This window comes from Neolewinella aurantiaca, from assembly GCF_008014675.1.
Lineage (GTDB): Bacteria > Bacteroidota > Bacteroidia > Chitinophagales > Saprospiraceae > Neolewinella > Neolewinella aurantiaca.
Map to the genome: position 1 here is coordinate 1 of NZ_VOXD01000028.1, position 22,327 is coordinate 22,327.

Consider the following 22,327-nt stretch of genomic DNA (forward strand, 5'->3'; position numbering starts at 1 on the left):
AACGCCTAAGCAAGTTAATGTTGCGCTGAAAACAGCTTTTCACATCGCTGCTTTTGCGGCTATCAAGACTAAATATCTCAGAGAATACTATGATCGTAAACGAGCAGAGAACAAGACACACTTGCAGGTACTAAATGCTATCCGGAACAAACTATGTAGAGCGATCTACGCTTGCCACGAAAACAAAGTTATGTATGAAAGAAAGTTGCAAGCTTCTTTGGTTATCTCATAGCAATCGCAGGTGCAGGGTGAGTTTGCAAAAAGGCAGGGGACAGTTCCTCCACGGGGCTTACTCAACGGGCCCCGTCTCAAAATCACTCTTATTCACCCAACCTGCTTTCATATCCTCGCCACTCATATACCGGTTGTAGAAGTCGCGCGACTTCTCGCTGGAATAGAGGTAGGTATCGAAGACCTGTGCGTTGCCGGTCATGCGCGGATCATTCTGTGCCATAAGCTGTTCGGTCATAAAGGCGATCATAGCCTTTTTCTGTTCCTGTATCTCGGGTGAATCAGCGAGGTTGTTGAGGCAGAAGGGATCGGTCTTGACGTTGTAGACTTCTTCCTGAACCCTTTTGCCGAAGTTGAGCCGCCACCATTCCTGTTCTCCGCTCACCCGCCGGGTGTTGAGGATGTAGGATTTCGTTGGGCTTCCGTCCGTATTCAGGTAGCCGGTTTCGGGGTTGCCTACCGGCCAGCGCTCAGGGTGGAAGTTTTTCAGGTAGAGGTAGTCGCCCTTAAATATGCCGCGCACGGGGTAACCCTCATCGTTGGGTCGGCCAACGTCGTGCCGCTCTTTACCCACCAGCACGTAGTCCCGGTAGTCGGTAACCATGCCGTCCTTGTCTGAGTTAAAAATATCCGTAAGACTGCGGCCGGTAATCGGCTGCATACCAGTTTGTTCGGGGTCTACACCTGCAGCTTCCATAAAGGTGGGGGCGAGATCGATGAAGTTGACGAAATCTTCGATTTTACGCCCCGGTTTTGTGATGCCTTTTGGCCAGCGAATCGCCAGCGGAAGGTGGTTGGAGTATTCGTACACCTGGCCTTTGATGCGGGGAAAGGGCATCCCGTTGTCGGCGGTGACGACGATGATGGTGTTGTCCAGCTCTCCGGATTTTTCCAGGGCATCGATCATCCGGCCGAGGTGGCCGTCGAAGTGCTCGATTTCGTAGGCGTAGTCGAGCATGTCCGTCCGGACGCTGTCTACGTCCGGCCAGAAGGGCGGTACTTCGTCGATATCGGAGCGTTTTTTATCCGTGAGTCTCAGCGCGGCGCCGTATTCGTAGGCCCGGTGTGGTTCGGAGCCTCCGTACCAGAAGCAGAAGGGCTCGCCTTCCGTTCGTTTTTCGAGGAAGTCTTCGAAATTACGGGCGTAGTCGACCGTACTGATGAATTTCGCCGGCGGTTTCAGTTTGAACTCATCGAACTTCTGGCCGGCCAGCTCACGTGGAACTCCGTCCCGGGTCCCCTGATTACCCGGTGCCCATGGCTTCCCGGTTGCGCCGACGAAGTAGCCGCTGCTGTCGAGGGCCTCGGCGTAAGTGCCGAATTTCTCAGGGAAGAAGGGGAGGTGGCTCACGGCTTCTTCCAGTTGCCAGCTGTTGCGGCCCGTCAGGATGCAGGAACGGGAGGGCGAACACTTGGCGTTGGGCACGTAGGCGTTGTTGAACAACAAGCCCTCGGCTGCGACCCGGTCGAAGGCCGGCGTTTTTACCCAGTCGCATCCGTAGGCCCCGAAGTGTTTCCAGGAGGCATCGTCGGCGATGGCGAAGAGAATGTTCGGGCGGTCCGTAGTTGCGGAAGCCGGTGTTTCTGCTCCGTTTCCTCCACACCCATTTAACAGGCCGAGCAGTAAGAGGAGCGAAAGAGGGGCTAGTCTGTGATATCTCATAACGGGTTAGTGGTTAGTGGGAGGTGATTAGTTCGCCCTTGCTCAGGGTGGATGGATCCTTGTATAGTCTGACCTGGCGGAGTAATTCCGGTTGCAGGCGCTTGATGACCGCCGCGTACGCAGGGTCCTCGTAGCGGTTAATGATCTCCTGCGGATCAAGCTCCAGATCGAACAAGTAAGGAGGATCGTTCTTGGATAGAATGAGTTTGTGATGACCGTCAACAGCAGCTACCCAGTTGCCACCGGTGGTGCCGATGTAGGTGATCCGCCCGGGGCTGGGGGCTTTCTTTGGACTGAGGAAAGTCGCAGAAGCATCCGTGCCATGAATATTGGTCAGCGCAGGAGCTCCTAAAAGGCCAAGTACGGTTGGGGCAAAATCCACCATGGTATAGGGCGTCCCGATCTGCTTACCGGCAGGTATATGGCCGGGAAACCGGATCAGGAACGGGACCCGGGCCGAAGCTTCGTACGGAACGCCCTTATTGTTGCGATCATGCTCGAAGATCATGTCGCCGTGGTCGGAGGTGAAGATGATAATGGTTTTCTGCGCCAGCTTTTCCCGGTCGAGGAAGTCGAGGATGCGACCAACATTATCGTCGATGCACTTAACCATACCAAGGTATCCCTCTACGTATCCTGGGTCGAAATCACGGTGATAGTTTTTGTCTTTTCCCGTAGCCCAGCCAGGCCGGTCTTCTTCCGGGATTATCGTCATGGTAGCTGGTGGCTGGTAGTTCAGGTTACTGAACATCGTATCGTAGGGTGGGCGGGCAATGTTTGGCGTATGCGGATCGGGGATGGAAAGCATCAGGCAGAAAGGCTTGTCTTTGTCTCTTTCGAGAATAGCCAGGGAGCGGTCGGTGAGGTAGTCCGTCACGTAATGGATGTTTTCGGTTTCTCCTTTCTCTTTCAGCCTGACAAATGCCTTCGCATTAATCGCTTCAATCCAGCCATCCTTGAGCCTGAAGTAAGGAGCGTGGCCACCGTTGAACATCATACTGTGGTCTTCCCAACCAAAGGAGTTGTTTACCCTGGTGTATTTCCCTTCGCCCTCCAGGTGCCATTTCCCGACGTAGGAGGTGGCATAGCCCTGCTCCTTCAAAACCTGTGCAAAAGTCCGCATGGAGGCGTTCATCGGGATGTTGTTCTGACGCACATCCGTAGCGATGGGGTAGAGGCCCGTCATCATGGATGCGCGGGAGGGCGCACACACCGGAGAGGGAGCGTAGTAAGCATCGCAGATTGCGCCTTCGTGGGCGATCCGGTCTATGTTGGGGGTTCCTACTTTCACTTCCGGTCCCCAGACTAAGGCATCGTTGGCGGCCATCAGGTCGCGGTAGCAACCCAGGGTCCGGAAGTTGTGCTCGTCGGTATGGATGATGATCAGGTTAGGTTGTGCTACTTCTTCCAGGGTGGTACCTCCATCGCTTTTCGCTACCGTGGCAGCGCTTTTAGGGGAGCAGGAGACCAGCAGCAGCGCCAGAAATCCTGAAAAGTATGTTCTCAGTTTTAGCATGTCGTATTAATTGATATGAATGGTCCCGGAAAGGCATAGCATGGCCTGTGTTCTGTGGGGGGAACACTAAGGGGATAATTCAAAAATGTAAAGCGTTTTCAAAAGGCCCTTTCACGTGGGGCCGGGCTCACGTGGGGTTACTCCAGCTTAATCTGTTTGGTATCCCCGTAGGTCTCCCCCCGAATCTCTTCGAAAGCAGCCACCATTTCTGCCAGTTTTTCGGGGTTTTCCGCGGCAAGGTTGTTTTGCTGCCCGATGTCTTCACTGAGGTTATACAGTTGGTATTCGAGGCTGTTGCCCGGTTCGATTTGCACCTGCTTCATCACCGCCGGGCCTTTGTAGGGGGGAATCATAATCCAGTCTCCTTTGCGGAGCGCTGTACGGGAGGTGGCTTCCAGAACGAGTTCCTCGCGGCCGGTTGCAGATTCTCCCATGAAGGCAGGGAGCAGGTTTTTACCGTCCACTGCACCTGCGTCACCGCCCACGAGTGCTGCGATGGAAGGCAGAAGGTCCATCTGGCAAACCAAAGCGTCAGATACCTGTGGTTTGATTTTGCCCTCCCAGTAAGCGATGAAAGGTACGCGGGTGCCTGCCTCAAAAAGGCTGTATTTGCCGCCGCGCAGCGGTCCGGCGGGTTTATGATCGCCAATTTTCTCTACTGCATCGTCGTAGTACCCGTCGTTGAGTACGGGGCCGTTGTCGGATGACAGGACAATCAGGGTGTTCTCCAGCAGACCTTCTTCGCGCAGCGTTTTCATGAACTCACCGATGCACCAGTCGGCTTCGATGATTACGTCGCCGCGTGGGCCCATTCCTGATTTGCCCACAAACCGTGGATGCGGCGTGCGCGGCACGTGTGGCTGTTGCATGGCGTAGTAAAGAAAGAACGGCTCGTCTTTGTGGTCTTTCACGTACTGCTGAGCACGGACGAGGAAATGGTCGGCCATGTCCACGTCACTCCATTTTGCTTTTTCTCCGCCTTTCATGTATCCGATCCGGGGGATGCCGTTCACGATGGTGTTGTTGTGGCCGTGATGCCATTTCATTTCCACGAGTTCCGGGTTGTCTTTGCCCGTCGGCTGGTCGTCGAAGTTGTTTTTATAGTCGATCTCGATGGGGTCGTTGGGGTCGAGGCCTTCCACCATTCCGTTTTCGAGGTAAACGGTTGGCACGCGGTCCTGGGTGGCGGCCATGATGTAGCTGTGCTTGAAGCCAATCTCGTTGGGGCCGGGGCTTACGTGCTCGTTCCAGTTCACGTTGCCCGAGCCGAGACCGAGGTGCCATTTACCGACCACGCCGGTGTGGTAGCCTTCGGCGGCCATCATCTTCGGGAGCGTCGGCTGGCTCGTACTGATGATGAGCGGGGCAGTGCCGGGCAGAATTGCGGCGTCTTTGTTCTTCCAGGGATACATGCCCGTCAGCAAAGCGTAGCGGCTGGGCGTACAGGTGGCCGAAGAGGCGTAACCGTTGGTGAAGCGGACACCACCGTTGGCCAGGGCATCGATGTTCGGGGTTTTTAGGGAAACCTGCCCGTAGGCGCTCACATCGCCGTAGCCAAGATCGTCGAGGTAGATGACGACGACGTTAGGCTTTTCCGCCGCGTTGTTCTCCTCTTCGGACGCTTCGCCCTCAGGAGTGCTGCCGCAGGTGTAAAACAATGCGCAAAGCGCAAGTAAAAGCAAATTTTTAAATCTCATAGCTGGGTTATTTGGAGGACATTTTATCCTCGTAGACTTTAAGTTGTCGGCGGAGACCGGTAATGATTTTTGCTGCTCCGGGATCAGTTGCCAAGTTATTCCATTCCAGCGGATCTTCCATGTGATTGTATAATTCTTCTGTTCCGTCCGAGTAGCGTGTATAGCGGTAAGCCTGGGTTCTCAGCGAGAGGTTGTCGTCGTTCTTTACGGTCACGGCGTAGTTTTTGGTGCTCAGGGCGGGGTTTCGCAGCCATCCGGCGATGCTCTCGCCGTCGAGGCCTGACCGGGGAGTGAGTCCGCAAAGCTCTACCAGAGTGGGGTAGACATCAAGGAGTGAGACTACCCGGTCGGTAACGACGGGTGACGGACGGCGCGGGTCAAAAATCATCAGCGGGGTCTTGGCCGATTCCTCCCAAAGTACATTTTTGCCCCAATGCTGTTTTTCGCCCAGGTTCCAGCCGTGGTCGCCCATAACGACTACAATTGTGTTGTCGGCAAAAGCACTTTTTTCCAGTGCACCGAGGAGGTGTCCGGCACAGGCATCAGCGAAGGATAGTGAAGCCAGATACCCCTGCATGGCTTCCTGCCATTTCCCCTTTTCCACCATCAGGTCGTGGAGTTTGTTGGTGGCATAATTGTTGCCGTTGCGGCCAACGTCGGCCAGATCGTCCGGTTGTACGTCCGGCAGCCGGAGCTCCTGCGGATCGTAAAGATCAAAGTATTTCTTTGGGGCGTACCACGGCAGGTGTGGCCGGAAGATACCGACGGCGAGAAAGAATGGCTTTTCGTGCTGCCGGCTCAGCACCTGGGCACCGTAATTGGCAATTTGCCAGTCGGCGGTTGCTTCATCGGCAATGTCGATGGGTTGCCAGTCGAAGTTCTTTGGGCCGGGAACTTTGCCCTTCACGGTGCCTTTGCCCAGGGCGGAAAACCGTTCTTCTGCGGGCGGGAATTTTACCCCCAGACCACCACGCCATTCTTCCTGAAAGGATCCAGGGTCGCTGCCCGGCCGGGGCTGTTCCTTCGGGCCGTGCGGGCTGTGAAATATTTTGCCGGAGGCAAAAGTGGCGTAGCCGTTGGCCGCAAAATGCTGGGGCAGCGTTACCACGTCGGCAAACCCCCTCTGGTCCCTGAAGTTTTCCTTGTTGCCATGAACTCCGGTCCGGAGCGGAGACAGCCCGGTAAGCAAACTCGTCCGCGATGGATTACACAGCGGAGCGGAGCAATAGGCATTGTCAAAGCGTACGGCGCGGGCCGCGAAACGGTCGAGGTTTGGTGTGACCGCCTGGTTATTACCACCAAAGGCCCTAACCCAGTCGTTCATATCGTCTACTATAAGGAGCAATACGTTGGGCTTTTCCGCAGGCGCGGCCGCAGGTGCCGTGGTGGTTGGGCGGGCCAGGTTGCACCCCGTTGCCAAGAAAAGAACGGAAGCAAATAACAGGCAGGTTCGCATCATCGTAATGTATGTTTCATTCCTGGTTTGCGCTCTTCGTCTCCGGGGGTGGTATACCCGGAGACCGTTTTTGGTGTCTCGCAATCAGGAATGTTGTTTTGAATGTCGACTTATTGAATTTCTAACCGCAATAAGCACCTCCTTCCCCTGACCGGGGTGCCTGAGCGTTTGCTCTGTGTGCCCGAGCGTAAATAACCGGCAAATGCGGTGATTGGGTAGGTACGAACCCGTTCGGCAGCCTTCAGGCTGCGTTTAATCTTGCTTCAGCATGTTTACCGCACTTCGCGACCGTAGGGGAAGGCCGAAGTTGCCGTTCGCTCCTCGCGGAAGATGCGTTCGGCGCGGGCAACGAGATCGGGGCGCTCGGCGGCGATGTCGTAAGCTTCTGCGATGTCTTTGCTCAGGTCGTAAACCTCGATGGCTACGTTGGTGCCATAACGGACGGCCTTGAAATCTCCCATCCGGGCGGCTTGCCGGAAGTTCCGGGGATTGTCGCCGGGTTTATGAAACTCCCAGTTCAGGGTGTCACGCAGGGGTTGTTCTTCTCCCAGGAGCACGGGCAGGAAGGAGATCCCGTCAACTCCATCCGGCACCTTTGCACCTGCGGCCGCGGCAATTGTCGGTAAAACATCCTGTCCCGAAGCCACGCGGTCGGTGACCACTCCCTGCGGAACACGGCCCGCCCAGTACGCCAGCATGGGCACCCGGATGCCGCCTTCGTAAACGTCGCGTTTGTAGCCCTGCGTTTGGCCGTTGCTGGCAAAGAATTCGGGGTGATGACCCGATTCGGTGTGCGGACCGTTGTCGCTCGTAAACAGGACGAGCGTATTTTCGAGTTCTCCCAGTTCACGGAGTTTGTTGAGCAGGCGACCGACTTCGCGGTCGAGCAGCGTGATCTGGGCGGCGTGGAGCCGTTCCGGCTCCGCCCAACCGTGTTCGGCGTAGAGCGTCTTGTTGCCAATCTCGTATTCGTGGCCGTGGGGCGCCCGGTAAGACATGAACAGGAAGAACGGCTTGTCGGCTTCACGCTTATTATCCAGATAATCGAGGGCGAGATCGGTACGGAACTCATCCTGGCAGTCGTACTGGTTCAGGTCGTAGTTTACGGAATCCTGCAAACCGTTGATGTACTCCATCGGGCTGTCGTAGCGCGGCCCGGGGTCGCGTTTGTCCGACCATTGCTCCTGCACGGAGTAATCGAAGCCACGGCTGTGCGCCCAGGTATCGAGGTCGTAGGAGACATCGAGGTGCCACTTCCCGATCATCGCGGTCTGGTAACCGCGGGGACGCAGCATCTCGGCGATGGTTACGTGATCCGGCGGCAGGGCGACGCGACGCCACGAACCGTCTTCGGCCAACCCTTTATTGCCCCGCACGGCGTTGTGTCCCGAGCTGCGGCCCGACAGTAACACTGCGCGCGAAGCCGCGCAGACGGGGTTGCCGGCGTAGAAATCGGTAAAGAGCATGCCCTGACCCGCGAGGCTGTCCAGAACCGGAGTTTTGATCACCTCCTGGCCGTAGCAGCCGAGCTCACCGTAACCAAGGTCGTCGGCCAGCAGCAACAGAATATTGGGCGGGCGTTCGGAGGTCTCAGTGGCGGTAGATGCGTCGGGCTGCGGCCCCGCGCACGAGTAGGTGAACAGGAGTGAGTAAAGAAGGATAATTGCTTTTTGCATGATGGATTTTTGTAACGCTTAAGAGTAACCTGTCCCAAAAAACGCTGTTTTTCGTAGCTTGTGCCGCTCCGTTTACCGGTCTTTACCTCCACGCACGGTATGCTTACGGAGCAACACAAATACGCCCCGGTTTATCGGGGTATTCAACGGAAAACAGACCGTCGGCAGCGTATTATTGCAGTTGCCCGGGCTTACGTTCAGCTATACTTAATCAAGTCTGCTTTCCGGGCGTTGCAGATCCGCGCAACTTGCGCCTTTAAAACCAAAGATCATGAATCGTAGAAATTTTATCCGTCAGTCTGTTCAGGCCACCGCAATACTCTCGCTTGGCGGAGCAGCCCTCAGTAGTTGTACCCCGAAAGCAGCGATGACTGATGGAAGTGGCGAACTCTTCTTCAAAATATCCCTGGCGCAGTGGTCGTATCACCGGGCGCTACAAGCGGGAGAGATGGACGCGCTTGAGTTCGCAGCTGCTGCCCGCAGGCACGAATGTGAAGGCCTGGAGTACGTCAGCAACTTTTACCGCAAAACGATCGGGCAGAAGGGGTACGTACAACAGATGGGACAGCGCGCAGCCGACGAGGGCGTACAGAACCTCCTGATCATGATCGGCGGAGAAGGACCGCTGGCTTCGCCCGATTCGAAGAAGCGGATGGAATCGATCGACAAGCATAAAAAGTGGATCGACGCGGCGCATACGCTCGGGTGCCATTCCGTCCGGGTAGACCTGAGGGGAGGGGAGCACAAAGCCGAGGCCGCCGAGGCGAGTGTTGAGTCGCTTACCCGCCTGGCGGAGTACGCCAGTGACGCCAACGTCAACATCCTCGTAGAAAACCACGGCGGCTTTTCTTCCGACGGAGCGTGGCTCGCCGGAGTGATGAAGCGCGTGAAACCCAAAAACCACGGCACCCTGCCCGACTTCGGGAACTTCTGCATCGAGAAAGACAAACAGCGAAACTGCCTGGAGGAATACGACCGGTACCAGGGGATGAAGGAATTACTCCCTTACGCCATCGGCGTAAGCGCGAAATCGTACGATTTCGATGAACAAGGCAACGAGACCACGCTCGATTATCCCCGGATACTACGGATGGTAAAAGAGGTCGGCTACCGGGGGTTCATCGGCATCGAATACGAAGGCCGCCGCCTGCCGGAACCCGAAGGAATCCGGCTGACGCGCCAACTCCTCCTCAAAGCAGGGAGCGCGCTCTGATAAACGTCCTTTGCACCTGCGTCCGCGCCAAAATCAAGCCAGAATCTAAGAGCCGAACTTCCGCAAATCGTAACGGAAACCGAGTTTCACGTAGCTGCTGAGTACGTCGGTCTCGACGTCCTGGGTGTAGTTCGAGGCGACGTGGCGCTGCAGGCTGAGGTTCTGCCCCAAAAGATCGAAAACCGAAAGGCTGACTTCACCCCGGTCGTTCTTCATCATCTTCTTGCCGAGGCTGAGGTTCCACAGCAGGAAATCCTGGTTGAGTTCTTCGGAGAGCCCCCGGTAAAAACGGTGAGTAAGGTCGCTGCGGAAAACGATGCCCGGACCGATGATCCAGTTCAGGTTCAGCCGCGAAGTCTGCTGGAAATACTGGTTGTTGTTGGCGGGTTGCAACGCGTTGCTGACCCAGTTGTATTTTCCTTTGGAGGCCATCGAGAAATCGATCCTGTTGCTGACGTTGCTCGAGAAGGTAAGCCCCAGGCCTCCCGTCGAGTTCTGGATCTCGTTCGTTTCGCCGTTGATGAGCCCGGGCTGACGGTTGGTGGTTGCCGAAATGTCGAGGTTGAGATTCGAGCCGATCAGTTCCACCGGGAAGCCGATGGTGGTGAGCACCCGTAAATTCCAGCTTTCGTCCAGGTTCACCGGTTGCGAAACCCTGGTTCCTACCGGAAGGTCAAACGACTGGCCTACTTCGCTTTCTGCGGTAAAAATCCCGTTCGTAATGTCGTGCTGCGTTACCCCTCCTCCGATGAGGGTGTAGAAAACCGTGCCCGCCGTAGCGTTGGTGCTGTTGAAGCGCAGGTGCATATTGTGGCGGATCTCCTGCCGCAGGTTCGGGTTCCCCGTACGGATAAAGCGGGGATTGGAACGGTTGACCAGCTCCTGCAGCTGCGTTGCGGATGGCAGCCGCGTATTGCTGCGGTAAACCAGGTTGAGGTTGCCCGAGCCCGACTTTTTCCACTGCAACGAAAGGGTAGGGAGCACGCTCAGGAAAGAGCGCTCGTTGGTGGGCAGCGGCGGAATTTCCTGGTCGTTGATCAGTCTTGCGTACTGAAGGTTGGCTTTTGCCGTCAGGCGAACGCCCTTCATGTAATAGTTCAGGCCCGTACCGACTTCCTGGCTCAGGTAATCGTTGGTGAGGCGTCCGCTCTGGTCGGTATCCAGGTCTGTGTAACCGGCCGTTACCGGGTCGTAGTCGTAGGCGAGTTGCTCGCTGAGCTCTTCGCGGACGCTGGTTTTGCTGACCAGCAGTAACGAGGAGCGTTTGCTCACCGGTTCGGTGTACTGCAGGCTTATGCTGCCCATGTCGCGGGCCCGTTCCGTCTGGTTCTGCTGGTTAACCTCCCGCTGTACTTCACCGTCGGCAGTTTCGATAAATCCGGTAGTGCTCTGGTTGGTTTGCGGAATGGTGTAGTGGTTGAGGCTTACGGAGAAGGTCCGTCGCGACTTATCGAAACGGTGCTGCCAGAAGAGGTAGTTGTTCAGGTTCAGCGAGCGGTAATTGCCGGAGTAGTAGTTCTGGCTGGAGTCGACCGGAACGCCATTCAGGACCGTCGATCCCAGGCTGTTATTTTGGCCCTCACTGTTTTGTACGCTCAGCCGGGGACGCCATACCAACCGGTTTTTTTCGTCGATCCGCCATCTCAGCCGGCCGTCGAAACGATGGTTTCCGTTTTCGCTTTCTTTCACGCCGGTTTCCCGGTAGCGCTCACCGTCGCCTTCGGCGTCGTAGTACTGGCGGTCGAGGGTGCGCAGGCTTAGCCCCTGCGCGTTGTTATGGAAATAACTGGCGGAGACTTCCACGTCCTCGCCCCACTCATCCACCAGGTTGATCCCGATGGCCCGGGTGGTTACGATGCCGCTTTGTGGTTTCACCACGAAGTCGCTGGACGAAGAGCCGGTGTTGTTGGCCGCGTCGGCGTCCAGGTCTTCCGGCGCGAAGTTCTGGCGGTTGATGTTGTTGGCCATGCTGACTACCGAGAGCCTTCTTGCGCCCTGAAACGAATTCAGATTGCCACCGGTATCATAGCGATTGTCGGTGCCGTAGCCGGCTGAAAGCCGGCCGAAGACGCCGTTGCGCATGCCTTTCTTGGTGATGATGTTGATGGTTTTGGCGGTATTTCCGTCGTCGAAACCCGAAGCGCGGGATTCCTCGCTCTGCTCATCGAAAATTTCGATGCTTTCAATGATTTCGGCGGGCAGGTTGCGCAGCGTCGCGAGGGCATCGTCGCCAAAGAAAGGCTTGCCGTCCACGATGACTTGCTTCACTTCTTCACCCTGGGCCTGCACCTCGCCGTTGCTGATGGCCAGGGTCGGCATTTTCTGCAGAAGTTCCTCCGCCGAGGCATCCGGGAGTGTTTTGTAGGCGGCTGCGTTCAGGAGGGTAGTATCGCCTTTTTGCCGGACGGCCAGAACTTTTTCCACTACTTCTACCTGGGCCAACTCGACGCCTTGCATCATCCTGAGCTGGCCGAGCCGGACCGTGTCTTGCCCTACGGTCAGTACCTGTTTCAGGTCGGAGTAGCCGAGGTAACTCACCAGCAAGTCGTAGGTTCCCGGCGCTACTTCGGCCAGGGCAAAATTGCCGTCGTAGTCCGTCGTGGTTTTCCACTGCGTAGCTACTCCGTCTTGCTGCAGGATGACGTAGCCGCCAATCAGGGGGTATTCTTCGTTGCCGTCAAATACCTGCCCGGAGACCGGAACGCCCTGTCCGTACACTCCCGAAAAGGAGGCGGCAATCAGAAGGATCAGAAGAGAAATGTGTAGAATTATGGGCTTTGTCATGACGCTGTTTGGGGGTTACGCTAAAGTTCGGGCTTTTAGGCTTGTCTGCTAAACGATTGGCCTTTTTTAAGATTTTTTAGGTTCTGTACGACAATAATCCGGGCGCGGCCGCAGGTGCAGGGAAGGTTTGCGGGCAAAGGTGGGCGAACACCACGCTTTTCCGCCTGCCGGCTTACTTCACCCTGAATTTTATGCCTTTGTTCCGGCCGATATTGAGCGTCTGGCGGGAGCGCTCGTCGGCTTCGAGTGCGTATTTGTAGTCGCCGTTGTACCGGTTGTTTTCGATGCTTACGTTTCGGCAATTCATCAGCTCAAAGAGCGGAGCATCGGGGTAGAGCTGGGCGGCGGCCTTCGTTTTGGTGATTTTGTTGCCGCTGATGGAGAGCCCGTCAACCCGGTCGGCCCAGACGATGCGGTTGTCGAAGGTGGTGATCACGTTGTCTTCAAAACGGATGTTGCGGTCGTAGGGCGCGGTAGGGTCGAAGCCTTTTCCCAGGCGGGGCGTGATGTAGAGCACAGCGTGCTCCGACCCGCTGTACGCGCAATGATCGAAACGGTTGTTCCGGATGGTGACGTCTTCCACGCCGCCCGACTCAAACCAGTAGTACGTCTCCCCCCGGAAGAGGATGGCGGACATCATTGAGGAAAAGTCATTGTCCTCGATCACAATTTTGAGCGGTGTCTTCAGCACCACGTTCCTTGCCCGGTGGTTGCGGATGGTGCAGCCGCGCATCGTGAAGGTGGGGTTCCAGGTTTTGTTTTCCAGAATGTCTCCCCGCTTTAAGGCGGAGGGGATATCTTCCTGAAAAACAAGGTCGGAGTAACGATCATTGATGCGCTCAACGGCAACTACGCGGTTGGTCTCTTTGCGTGCGGGGTCCGGCTGGTGGATGAACCAGACTTCGTCGTCTGCGCCGGCGAACTCAAAGCCCAACTGCTGGAAGTGCTCCAGCTTCACGCGGACTTTTCGTTTGCTGATCACTTGATCGACCGAGACGTAGGTTCCGTGAACGTTCGTACCGTCGTCGAGCATATTCTCGAAGCGGCAGCCTTCGATGAGGATTTCGCCCTTGCAGTTGGCGAAGTGGGTGGCATCGGCAATGATGGACACCATCCGCGGAGAATCTTCGCGGCAGTACACTCCGCTGTTGCGGATGGTGATGCCATCCGTACGACCAAACAGGAAACCCATGCCCAGGGCATGGTGGATCACGATTCCCTCGAACAGGATGTTCTCCGAACCGGCCACCTCCACTGCGGGAGCGTAGCGGTTTTCTCCCTTTGTTCCTTTAGAACTGATGATGGTGCCCACGGCGGGGAAATGACGGAGGTCTTCGTAGAAACGGAGCACTCCGTTCTCCTTCTTTTCGACGCGTTCGGGGTCGATGGAGGCATCCCACGCGCCGTGGGCTACCTGCCGGGTTTCGGGATCGAAGGTGAGCGTGCTGCCCAGGCTGGAGAAGTTGAAGCCCTCAACGCCGGGAAACTGTACGCCTCTTCGGTTGAGCTCCCAGGAGAAGCCTTCGGTGTCGGGCTTCATCTCCCACCAGCCTTCTCCGGCGTTAACGGCGGTCACTTTTCCCTGAAAGAGGAAGGGGATGTCCCAGTCCACCGTTACGGCCTTCATGGTCACCTTGCGGCAGTCCTCGAACAGAAAGGGCTGCGACTGACCGTGAAAGATCAGTTCGGCTCCGTTGCCTTCAATCGTTACGGCATCGAAGCCTTTGAGCGGGAAGATGATGTTCTTCATCCCGTTGTCGTGGTTGGTGATGAAGCGGTATTCATTGAAGGCATAATCGTTGTGGAAACGATAGGTGCCGGGTGCCAGAACGATGGTTAGTTCTTTATCGTCGATTCCTTCAAGTGCTTCCCTTACCACGGGCGTCATGTCGCTTTGTGTAGGGGAGAGGTTAATTACGGCGGCAGCCAGACTGTTGAGGTTGCAAACGGAGAGCAGCAGCAGTAAGGGAAGCAGTTGGAGGGATCTGTTAGTCATCGCTTTTTTTCTTGTATTCTTTGTAGAGGTTAGCGGCTTTCTTATAGCCTATTTCTTCCCCGTCGAGCATTTGTTGGTGCAGGTCGGGGTGCTTTGTCTTAATGTGGTTGAGCACATCGACGGCACTGGCGTGAACGGGGTTGTAGACGTCGCTTACGGGAGCCATTTCACGGTCGTACCGCTCAGCGCGACGGCGGAACTGGTCGAGCTGCTCTGCGTATTCGGGCTGATTGGCCAGGTTGTTTAGTTCGTCGGGGTCGTTCGCGAGGTCGTAGAATTCTTCGGCGGGTTTGTTGGGCTGGAAGAACAGGGCCTGGACCGGCGTGAGCTTGCCTGCTTCGTTGAGCTTGCGCATGGCTTGAACAGCGGGGCGGTAGAACTCGAGGTAGGCCTGGTGGGCATCGTAGGGCACATCCGGCATGTCGTTGCGGATGTACTTCCAGTCTTTAGATACAATCGCCCGGGACTTCTCATCGATCTCATCCCACAGATCGCGGGCGGCGTAGACGTATTCGCGGTCGAAACCTTCACTCTGCAGCGGTTGGCCGGTCAGGAAGGCGGGGAGCTCCGCCCCCGCGTACTGGAGGACGCTGGCGGTGATGTCGGTGGCACTTACAACCTCACTTCGCACCTGCGCCCGCGCCCCCGAACTCCGCGGATCGTAGATGATGAGCGGAATGTGCAGGCCGGGATCGTTGAGGTAGCCCTTGCCCCGGATGTTGCAGCGGCCGTTGTCGCCGATGAAGATGATGATCGTATTGTCGGCAAGGCCTTTCTCTTCGAGCTCCTGACGGATCATCGCCACTTCACCGTCCATGTACTCCAGCTGATCGAGGTAGCGGGCCCAGTCTTTGCGTACTACGGGATCGTCGGCCATGTACTCGGGCAGGGTGACTTCTGCGGGGTCGTGGCGGTCGGCCGCTTGCTGGCTGACTTCCTCCCACCAGTCGCCCCGGTGGGTCACGTTGAGTTGGATCTGCGCGAAAAACGGCTGATCGGCCGCCGTGAAGGTGTCGAACTTGTCGAAAAGGCCGAACTCCGTCGTCCCGTCCCAGGGGCCGATGGGTTTATGCTTGAAATTGACGTCCGTTTTGCGGCCTTTTCCCCTGACGCCGTGGTGCCCCAGGACCGTGGTGTAGCCCACATCGCGGAGCAGCTTCGTGAAGGGAACGTAAGGCGCCGAAAGCGGCACCTCGCGGTTGCTGCGGTGGTGGTGGGTGTTGGTCTTTACCTGATGCGCGCCCACCATCATCGCCGAGCGGCTCGGCGAACAGATCGGGTTGGTAACGAAGGCGTTCTCGAAACGGACGCCCTGCGCAGCAAGGGCATCGAGGTTGGGCGTGCGAACATCGGGGAAGCCGTAGCACCCCAGATCGGTGCTGATGTCTTCCGACATCAGCCAGATGATGTTGGGCTGTTCAGCAGCGATGCCTTTGTCTTTATCAACCACCTCTGCGGAGGAGGTGCAGCCAGAGAGGACAAAAATACACGCCAGTACGAAGGCCAGTACCGTGGTCAGTCTGGTGAAACGAAGGCGATGTACGTACAGTGGGCCGGAGGGGGAAACAGTTTGCATGATGTATTTCAATTGAGGATCATTTTGCGTGAAGATTGAATACAAAACTCAATCAGCCATCGATTTAAAGCAACGAACAAGGGAAATACCTGAAAGTGCAACATTATTGCCCGCTAGCGGACCCCAACAGCCTCCTCCCAGGCCGCGAGCTTCTTCTTCAGTTTGCGCGCCATTTTGGGCGCGGTGGCGATCAGGTCGTTCTCTTCCGCGAGATCCTCGTTCAGGTTGTAGAGTTCGAATTTTCCGCTGTGGTACCGTTTCAACTTCCAGTGGCCGGAGATCACCGCTGAGCGCTGATCTTCGTAGCTGCGGAAGAAGTAGAGGTCGCGGCGCTTCATTTTTTTGCCCCGCAGTAGCGGAAGGAGGCTTTTGCCCTGGATTTTGTCGTCCTTATACTTCTTACCGCTTGCCAGCTCCAGAAAGGTAGGGAAGAGGTCGATGGATTGTACTGGTACGCTGGTGGAACTACCGGGTCGGGTAAGGCCGGGATAGCTGATGAGGAGCGGAACGCGGGCGCCGCCTTCACCGAGCGTGTTTCCGCCGGTTTTGCCGCCACTCAGTGGCGCATTGTCGAAGTAGCCGCCCTGATCGGAGATAAAAACGATGACGGTATTATCGGTCATCCCTTTCTTGTCTACGGCTTCGAGGATGCGACTTACGGATTCGTCGAGCGCAGTCACCATCGCGGCGTACTGCGCGTATTTGCCGGAGAGCCCCTCTTTGGTGTACCGTTCCACCAGGTCCGGCCGGCCGATGTGCGGGCCGTGAACGGTGTAGTACCAGTGGGAAAGCATGAAGGGGGCGGGGCGGTCGTAGTCTTCGATGAAACGGACGCTTTCATCCGTCAACACATCCGTCAGGTAGGCGCCTTCGGGAGCGTCCGGGAGTGGGCTGGCTTTACGAAAAAACGGAGCGATGTAGCTGCCGGGGTGCCCGTGGTTTCCGGTACCGAACTGTGCGTCGAAACCCTGTTGTACGGGATGGTAATCCTCGTGGCCCAGGTGCCATTTGCCGACGAACATATTGTAGTAGCCCTGTTCTTTCAGCTTTTCGGCGTAGGTGACTTCCTCGAGGGGCAGCCAGTTGCGGGTGGGGAGTTGTACGGGGTCTTTGGCCCACTGGCTGAAGGGCTCGTCGGTTCGTCCTTCGGGGGTGAAGCCGTGCTTCACCGAGTTGGGGATGTGACGGTAAAACTGCATCCGGGCGGCTTCCTTACCCGTAAGCAACGAGGCCCGGCTGGGGCTGCACGTAGGCGTAGGGATGTAGGCCCGCTCGAAGTAAAGGCCTGAGGCCTTTAGCCGGTCGATATTGGGCGTGTGGAGTGCCTGGTTCTGGTAGCCCAGATCCGCCCAGCCCAGATCGTCGACGAACAAGAGAACAATATTAGGCTGCTCCTGGCCGACCACCGCAGCGGTACCGCACAAAAGGACGAGAAGGGTGAAAAATGATTTTTGCATTCGACGTTTAACTTAAGCTGTCCGCAACTACCGATTTATCCGTTGTTGTCTTGTGTCTCTCCGTCAATGGTGGGTTGCTGTGCGTGTAAACCGTGACGGAGAGCGTGTTTTAGTAGTGTTTCCGGCAGGCGCGAACGCGGGTGCAAGGCGACGGTTTCAGGAATCCCTGTCTATGCACCTGCGGCCGCGCTATCCCTAACCCACCCCCAATAAATAAAGCAAACCAACCCCCGCCAAACCGCTCAGTCCCATGACGAGGGACTGCAGCGTATAGGTCCGGTACAGGACAGGCACCGGTACCCGGTGCAGCCGGTTGAGTAACCAGAAGAAGCTGGAATTGGCGTGGAAAACACAGAATGCGCCGCAGCCGGTAATGGCCGCCAACAGTTCGGGAGAGTAGGGGAGTTGCTCGACAAGCGGACCCACCATGGAAGCCGCCCCGATGAGGGAAACGGTGATGGAACCCGTGGCGGTGGTAAGCACCGCCGCCAGCAGGAAGGGCAGGAAGAAACCTAGAAAAGGCAGCTCTGCGAAGAATGCGGTCAGCAATGATTGTACGCCGGATTCCTTGATCAGAAAACCGAATGCACCGCCAGCGCCGGTGATCATGATGACGAGCGCAGATTTCGTGATGGCCTGCTCGACGAGCTTACCAAGGGTTCCGCCAGCAGTCTTCCTACGGTACTGTAGCGCCGCTACTCCGGCACCAACCATAACGGCTACCATCGGTGTGCTGAAGAAACCGATGATTTCCTGAAAGAGGCTTGCCTCTTCGGTCTGAAGGAAAGCTCCGGCGCCCATAAGCAGAATAGGAATGAGGATGGGGAGGAGGTCCAGCAGCGGAGACTCGGGTATCGTGAAATCCTCCCCGGCGGGAGCCGGGGTTGAGCGGAATTTCCCGGCAAGCTTCTGGTCGTAATCGATCCAACTGTCTTTGCAGAAATACCTGGCCCAGAGTACCCCGCCGGCCAGCGCGAAAAGCCCTACGAAGGCGTTGATGACCAGAAGTCGGCCGATATCCGCACCAAGCAGTGACGCCACGGCCAACGGCCCCGGGGTGGGCGGAAGCAAGGTATGAGAAACGGTCAGACCGGCCGTGAGGGCCAGACCAATCACCAGCACCGGTTTCCTGGCCCGAACGGCGATGGCCTCGGTAACGGGTTGGAGGACGATGTAGGCCACATCGACAAAGACCGGAATAGAGACGAGGTAGCCCGTAAACCCCATCGCCCATGTCAGTCGTTGCTCGCCAAAGCGTTTTACCACTGTGTTGGCAATGCGGAGGGCTCCGCCGGTTTCCCGCAGCACCTCGCCGATGAACGCTCCCAGGATTACCACGATGGCTATCCACTTGAGGGTATTGCCGAAACCTTCGCCGAGCAAGCGAACGGTCTCTTCGCCGCCCTGACCGGAACAGAGCCCCAACGCCAGCGCCGCAAGCAATAAGGCGATGAAAGGATGCCACCGCCAGCGCGATACCGCCAGGACCAGGAGAAGCAAAACCACCAACAGAACAATAAGCTGCAACATTCTTGCTTTTTGACGACCGACCTAAGTCATAGTTAACGGCGAAGCTAAATCACTCCGGCCGTGACATAGTAATGATAATTACCCGAAAATGAGAGGCTGAATTCGCAAACAGGTTAAAATGCGGTCATTGTTGGTTAGCAGAAGGTAAGTCGGTAGCGGGGTAAAACCGCGCTGACAACTTACCTTTACCTGAAGGAGGTAAAGATTGATCATGAAACTACACTACAAGCCGACGGATAAGAATCCGTTAAGTTCCGTTTACGTAAAGCGTATTCACCAGCCCTACCTGGGCGAAAACTGGCACTTTCACGAAGAGTTTGAGCTGATCTATTTCCTGAAAGGAAGTGGAATGCGGATTGTGGGCGACCATATCTCCAATTTTCAGGCAGGGGAACTGGTGCTGGTGGGCCAGTGGTTGCCGCACCTGTGGCGCAACGCCGAAGCAAACGATCATCCGGTAGAAGGAGCGGATTTCATTGTGGTGAAGTTCTCGCGGCTGCTGAAAGGGATCGACCTGTTTGCGCTGCCCGAACTGAGTTCCGTGAAGGCAATGCTGTCTAAATCCATCAGGGGAATTCAGTACTCGCTGGCTGCGGGTATGGCGATTCATCCGTTGCTGACCCGGCTGCACAGCAGCTCAGGCGCTGAGCGCCTGATTCTGTTTTTGCAGGTGATGGAAATACTCGCCGCCGACCGGGACTATGTGTTCCTGAGCAGTCCGGGCTTTACGTTGCCCAACGAAGTGACCAACGAAAACCGTTTGCAGAAGGTCATCAATTACATCTTTACCAACTACAGCCGCGAAATAAGCCTCGACGAAATATCGGAACTGGCGTGTATGACCTCTCCCGCCTTCTGTCGCTTTTTCAAAGGGCGTACGAATAAGACCTTCTTCAGTTTCCTGAACGAGTTTCGGGTAAACAAGGCGTGCCAGTTGCTGATAGACGGAGAATTGCCCATCAAGGAAATATGCTACGATGTGGGGTTCCGGTCGCTCACCAACTTCAACCGGACCTTCAAGAAAATAAAGAACGTAACGCCGGGGAGTTATAGAACGAATTCCGTCCGGTTGCAGCAACAGCTTTAGGAGAGTCTATGGTAAAAAGCGGTCATTCATGGGTAAATCGGGGCCATTTCCGGGGCTGAAGCCCCCATATTTTTGCTGGACCTGAAAACAGTCACCCTGTATTGACCTGCTTTCAGGCATAGATAACCTTAAAGTCGAATCAGTGAAAATTGCGAACGTAGAAACGTATTTATTGTCGGATAAACTGGAGGAAAGCTTTTTCTTTTCTCAGTGGACTTACGCTGAGCGGCGTATTTGTGTCGTCAAAGTAACCACTGCCTGCGGCATTGTCGGTTGGGGAGAAGGCTACGGCCCTGCCGACGTTCTGGAAGCGGGCATCGAATTTTTGCAACCCCTGCTTATCGGTAAAAACCCGTTGGAGCAGGAGAGCATCTGGTTCGACCTGTACCGCAAGTCGCTCGACTTCGCCCGCCGGGGAATTCTGGTTGCTTCCATCAGCGCCATCGATCTTGCGCTGTGGGACATTAAAGGCAAGCACTTCGGACAGCCGGTAAGTGTGCTGCTGGGCGGACGCCACCGCGAGCGCGTAACGCCGTACGCCACCGGTTTGTATTTCTCGGAAGGGGAAGGACTGGCCAACCGTCTGGCCCTCGAAGCGGTGAACTACGTAAAGCAAGGCTTCAAAGCAATAAAGATGAAGGTGGGGCTCACCATCGAGCGGGACCTGGAGAACGTGCGCGCTGTGCGCGCAGCCATCGGCGACAAAGTAAAACTGATGGTCGATGCCAACCATGCTTACTCCCTCCGCGAAGCAACTGAACTGGCCCGGAAAATCGAGCAATACGACATTGGCTGGTTCGAGGAACCCGTTTCGCCGGAGTTCTACCACCATTATACGTCGTTGCGCCAGAAGACCACGATTCCCATTTCCGGAGGAGAGTGCGAATACCTTCGCTACGGCCACCACCAATTGCTTAAAAACGAAAGCGTCGATATTTTGCAGGTCGACATCTGTTCGGCCGGCGGTCTTACGGAGGCGAAGCGAATTGCTGCGCTGGCGAGTACCTACGGCGTGGAGATCATTCCCCATACCTGGGGAACTGGCATTGCTTTTCACGCCGCGCTGCATTTTATCGCTAACCTTGAACCGGTTCCAGGAAGACTCTATAACCCTGAATTTTACATAGAATACGACCGCACCAGCAATGGAATCAGAGAACGGCTCACCTGCCCGTCCATTGAAATGGAAGACGGTTGTATCAACGTACCCAAAGCCCCGGGGCTGGGGATCGAAGTAAACGAGGATGCGCTGGCTTTTTACGCCGGTAAGAACCAGAACGGCCTGAAGGTAGGCTGATAAACACGACACTACGGTGAAGTTTTCCGGAGTCAGCAACCGCTGCTCCCCGGAAGGAAATTGCCCGAATCCTGCTGATTTACCATTAAATAATACAACGATGTTCCCCTTTATCTTAGTCCTCATCGCCAGCGTCTTTCAGGGCAGTTTTGGTGTAGGAATGAAACATATGGATCCTTTGAAGTGGGAAGCCTGGTGGCTCGTACACGCTACGGTAGCCATGGTCATCTTTCCGCTCACCTGGGCGCTTCTGGTGGTCCCTGACCTTTTCGGCATCATCGGGCAGGCGCCGTCAGGCGCCATTCTGCTCGGCATGTTTTTCGGTTTTCTGTGGGGCATCGGCGGCATCATGTTCGGTAAGAGTATTCCGTTCATCGGCATTTCGCTGACTTACGGTATTGTGATGGGCGTTTGCTCCGCCGTGGGCAGCCTGATTCCGTTTTTCAGCCTGGAGGACGCAACGAGCCTGCCCGCGTTCCCCTACGTGATGGCGGGTGTGATGCTGATGCTCATCGGGGTAGCCATCACGGCCTACGCGGGCATCCAAAAAGACAAACTGCTGAACCAGGAAGTAGAAGGCGGTGCGGCCAAGCTCCGTACGGGGCTAATCATCGCCTTCGTGAGTGGAGTGCTTTCGGCCCTGCTGAACGTGGGTTTCGTGAGTGCACAACCCGTAGGAGAGATTGCGGCTGACGCCGGCGTGATAACGCGCAATACCAGCCTGGCGGTATGGGTGGTTGTGCTCCTGGGAGCCTTTGTGATGAATGCGGGCTACGCGCTCTTCCTGCTGTTCAAAAACAAGAGTTTCAGCTCTTTCTCCGTAGCGGGCTCAGGTAAAGCTTACACCTGGTCTGTCGTGGCAGGTCTTCTTTGGTTCGGCGCCCTTGGGGTGTACGGACAGGGTGCTACGCTGCTCGGCGACATTGGTCCGGTCATCGGCTGGCCCATTCTCCTGGGCGTTTCGCTCATTGTGAGCAACGTCTGGGCTTACTTCAATAAGGAATGGGAAGGTGCCCGCAGACCGTTCACGATTCTGCTCGGCGGGCTGCTGGTGCTGATCATCGCCACGGTAGTGCTCGGGTACTCAAATGGGGTTTAGAGGGAGCTTTATTCCGACTTTTCAAACCCCATCCCTCGTGGGGCCGCCG

The 22,327-nt window shown here is 56.3% G+C and carries 14 protein-coding genes and 1 pseudogene; 5 read left to right on the plus strand and 10 right to left on the minus strand.

What is annotated here, in order from left to right:
• A pseudogene (locus tag FUA23_RS22600) lies at window positions 1-232 on the plus strand (IS110 family transposase); the annotation flags it as partial.
• Window positions 233-289: 57 nt separating this feature from the next.
• Here FUA23_RS22600 and FUA23_RS16500 read toward each other — a convergent pair.
• The 5 genes from FUA23_RS16500 to FUA23_RS16520 form a co-directional block, all read right to left on the minus strand.
• A complete protein-coding gene (locus FUA23_RS16500) occupies window positions 290-1,894 on the minus strand; it encodes a sulfatase family protein (protein ID WP_147931867.1) in 1,605 nt (534 codons plus the stop codon).
• Window positions 1,895-1,907: 13 nt separating this feature from the next.
• Complete coding sequence (locus tag FUA23_RS16505) at window positions 1,908-3,410, minus strand: sulfatase-like hydrolase/transferase (RefSeq protein WP_147931868.1); 1,503 nt, start codon at window positions 3,408-3,410, stop codon at window positions 1,908-1,910.
• Between the two features lie 137 nt (window positions 3,411-3,547).
• Window positions 3,548-5,107 (minus strand): sulfatase family protein, encoded by a 1,560-nt coding sequence (locus tag FUA23_RS16510; RefSeq protein WP_147931869.1) that lies wholly within the window; start codon window positions 5,105-5,107, stop codon window positions 3,548-3,550.
• 7 nt (window positions 5,108-5,114) lie between these two features.
• The gene (locus FUA23_RS16515; RefSeq protein WP_147931870.1) at window positions 5,115-6,566 is read right to left on the minus strand and encodes a sulfatase; all 1,452 of its coding nucleotides are present in this window, start codon (window positions 6,564-6,566) and stop codon (window positions 5,115-5,117) included.
• 269 nt (window positions 6,567-6,835) lie between these two features.
• A complete protein-coding gene (locus tag FUA23_RS16520; RefSeq protein WP_147931871.1) occupies window positions 6,836-8,239 on the minus strand; it encodes a sulfatase-like hydrolase/transferase in 1,404 nt (467 codons plus the stop codon).
• Window positions 8,240-8,510: 271 nt separating this feature from the next.
• Here FUA23_RS16520 and FUA23_RS16525 point away from each other — a divergent pair, with 271 nt between their 5' ends.
• Complete coding sequence (locus tag FUA23_RS16525) at window positions 8,511-9,452, plus strand: sugar phosphate isomerase/epimerase family protein (RefSeq protein ID WP_147931872.1); 942 nt, start codon at window positions 8,511-8,513, stop codon at window positions 9,450-9,452.
• Between the two features lie 45 nt (window positions 9,453-9,497).
• On the opposite strand, the gene FUA23_RS16530 is transcribed toward FUA23_RS16525, so the two are convergent.
• From FUA23_RS16530 to FUA23_RS16550, 5 genes are all read right to left on the minus strand, one after another.
• Entirely contained in the window at window positions 9,498-12,236 is a 2,739-nt protein-coding gene (locus FUA23_RS16530; RefSeq protein WP_147931873.1) for a TonB-dependent receptor, read from the minus strand.
• A 172-nt stretch (window positions 12,237-12,408) separates the two neighbouring features.
• Window positions 12,409-14,232, minus strand: a complete 1,824-nt coding sequence (locus tag FUA23_RS16535; protein WP_147931874.1) for an alpha-1,3-galactosidase-related protein — start codon at window positions 14,230-14,232, stop codon at window positions 12,409-12,411.
• Window positions 14,225-15,808: a sulfatase family protein gene (locus FUA23_RS16540; RefSeq protein ID WP_147931875.1), complete on the minus strand. Its 1,584-nt coding sequence runs from the start codon at window positions 15,806-15,808 to the stop codon at window positions 14,225-14,227. The genes FUA23_RS16535 and FUA23_RS16540 overlap by 8 nt, the downstream gene beginning before the upstream one ends.
• Window positions 15,809-15,921: 113 nt before the next feature.
• Window positions 15,922-17,265 carry a sulfatase gene (locus FUA23_RS16545; RefSeq protein WP_147931876.1) on the minus strand — a complete coding sequence of 448 codons (1,344 nt, stop codon included), beginning with the start codon at window positions 17,263-17,265 and terminating at the stop codon, window positions 15,922-15,924.
• A 195-nt stretch (window positions 17,266-17,460) separates the two neighbouring features.
• Window positions 17,461-18,795, minus strand: a complete 1,335-nt coding sequence (locus FUA23_RS16550; protein ID WP_147931877.1) for a GntP family permease — start codon at window positions 18,793-18,795, stop codon at window positions 17,461-17,463.
• Window positions 18,796-19,006: 211 nt separating this feature from the next.
• Between FUA23_RS16550 and FUA23_RS16555 the strand changes: the two genes are divergently transcribed.
• The 3 genes from FUA23_RS16555 to FUA23_RS16565 all read left to right on the plus strand — a co-directional run bounded on the left by FUA23_RS16555 (window position 19,007) and on the right by FUA23_RS16565 (window position 22,278).
• Window positions 19,007-19,882: an AraC family transcriptional regulator gene (locus FUA23_RS16555; protein ID WP_147931878.1), complete on the plus strand. Its 876-nt coding sequence runs from the start codon at window positions 19,007-19,009 to the stop codon at window positions 19,880-19,882.
• 142 nt (window positions 19,883-20,024) lie between these two features.
• Complete coding sequence (locus tag FUA23_RS16560) at window positions 20,025-21,179, plus strand: mandelate racemase/muconate lactonizing enzyme family protein (RefSeq protein WP_147931879.1); 1,155 nt, start codon at window positions 20,025-20,027, stop codon at window positions 21,177-21,179.
• Between the two features lie 100 nt (window positions 21,180-21,279).
• A complete protein-coding gene (locus FUA23_RS16565) occupies window positions 21,280-22,278 on the plus strand; it encodes an L-rhamnose/proton symporter RhaT (protein ID WP_147931880.1) in 999 nt (332 codons plus the stop codon).
• Window positions 22,279-22,327 lie beyond the last annotated feature (49 nt).

Excerpts from the sequence above, each read along its gene's own strand:
- FUA23_RS16500 (WP_147931867.1), bottom strand. The coding sequence starts at position 1,894 with ATGAGATATCACAGACTAGCCCCTCTTTCGCTCCTCTTACTGCTCGGC.
- FUA23_RS16505 (WP_147931868.1), bottom strand. The coding sequence starts at position 3,410 with ATGCTAAAACTGAGAACATACTTTTCAGGATTTCTGGCGCTGCTGCTG.
- FUA23_RS16510 (WP_147931869.1), bottom strand. The coding sequence starts at position 5,107 with ATGAGATTTAAAAATTTGCTTTTACTTGCGCTTTGCGCATTGTTTTAC.
- FUA23_RS16515 (WP_147931870.1), bottom strand. The coding sequence starts at position 6,566 with ATGATGCGAACCTGCCTGTTATTTGCTTCCGTTCTTTTCTTGGCAACG.
- FUA23_RS16520 (WP_147931871.1), bottom strand. The coding sequence starts at position 8,239 with ATGCAAAAAGCAATTATCCTTCTTTACTCACTCCTGTTCACCTACTCG.
- FUA23_RS16525 (WP_147931872.1), top strand. The coding sequence starts at position 8,511 with ATGAATCGTAGAAATTTTATCCGTCAGTCTGTTCAGGCCACCGCAATA.
- FUA23_RS16530 (WP_147931873.1), bottom strand. The coding sequence starts at position 12,236 with ATGACAAAGCCCATAATTCTACACATTTCTCTTCTGATCCTTCTGATT.
- FUA23_RS16535 (WP_147931874.1), bottom strand. The coding sequence starts at position 14,232 with ATGACTAACAGATCCCTCCAACTGCTTCCCTTACTGCTGCTGCTCTCC.
- FUA23_RS16540 (WP_147931875.1), bottom strand. The coding sequence starts at position 15,808 with ATGCAAACTGTTTCCCCCTCCGGCCCACTGTACGTACATCGCCTTCGT.
- FUA23_RS16545 (WP_147931876.1), bottom strand. The coding sequence starts at position 17,265 with ATGCAAAAATCATTTTTCACCCTTCTCGTCCTTTTGTGCGGTACCGCT.
- FUA23_RS16550 (WP_147931877.1), bottom strand. The coding sequence starts at position 18,795 with ATGTTGCAGCTTATTGTTCTGTTGGTGGTTTTGCTTCTCCTGGTCCTG.
- FUA23_RS16555 (WP_147931878.1), top strand. The coding sequence starts at position 19,007 with ATGAAACTACACTACAAGCCGACGGATAAGAATCCGTTAAGTTCCGTT.
- FUA23_RS16565 (WP_147931880.1), top strand. The coding sequence starts at position 21,280 with ATGTTCCCCTTTATCTTAGTCCTCATCGCCAGCGTCTTTCAGGGCAGT.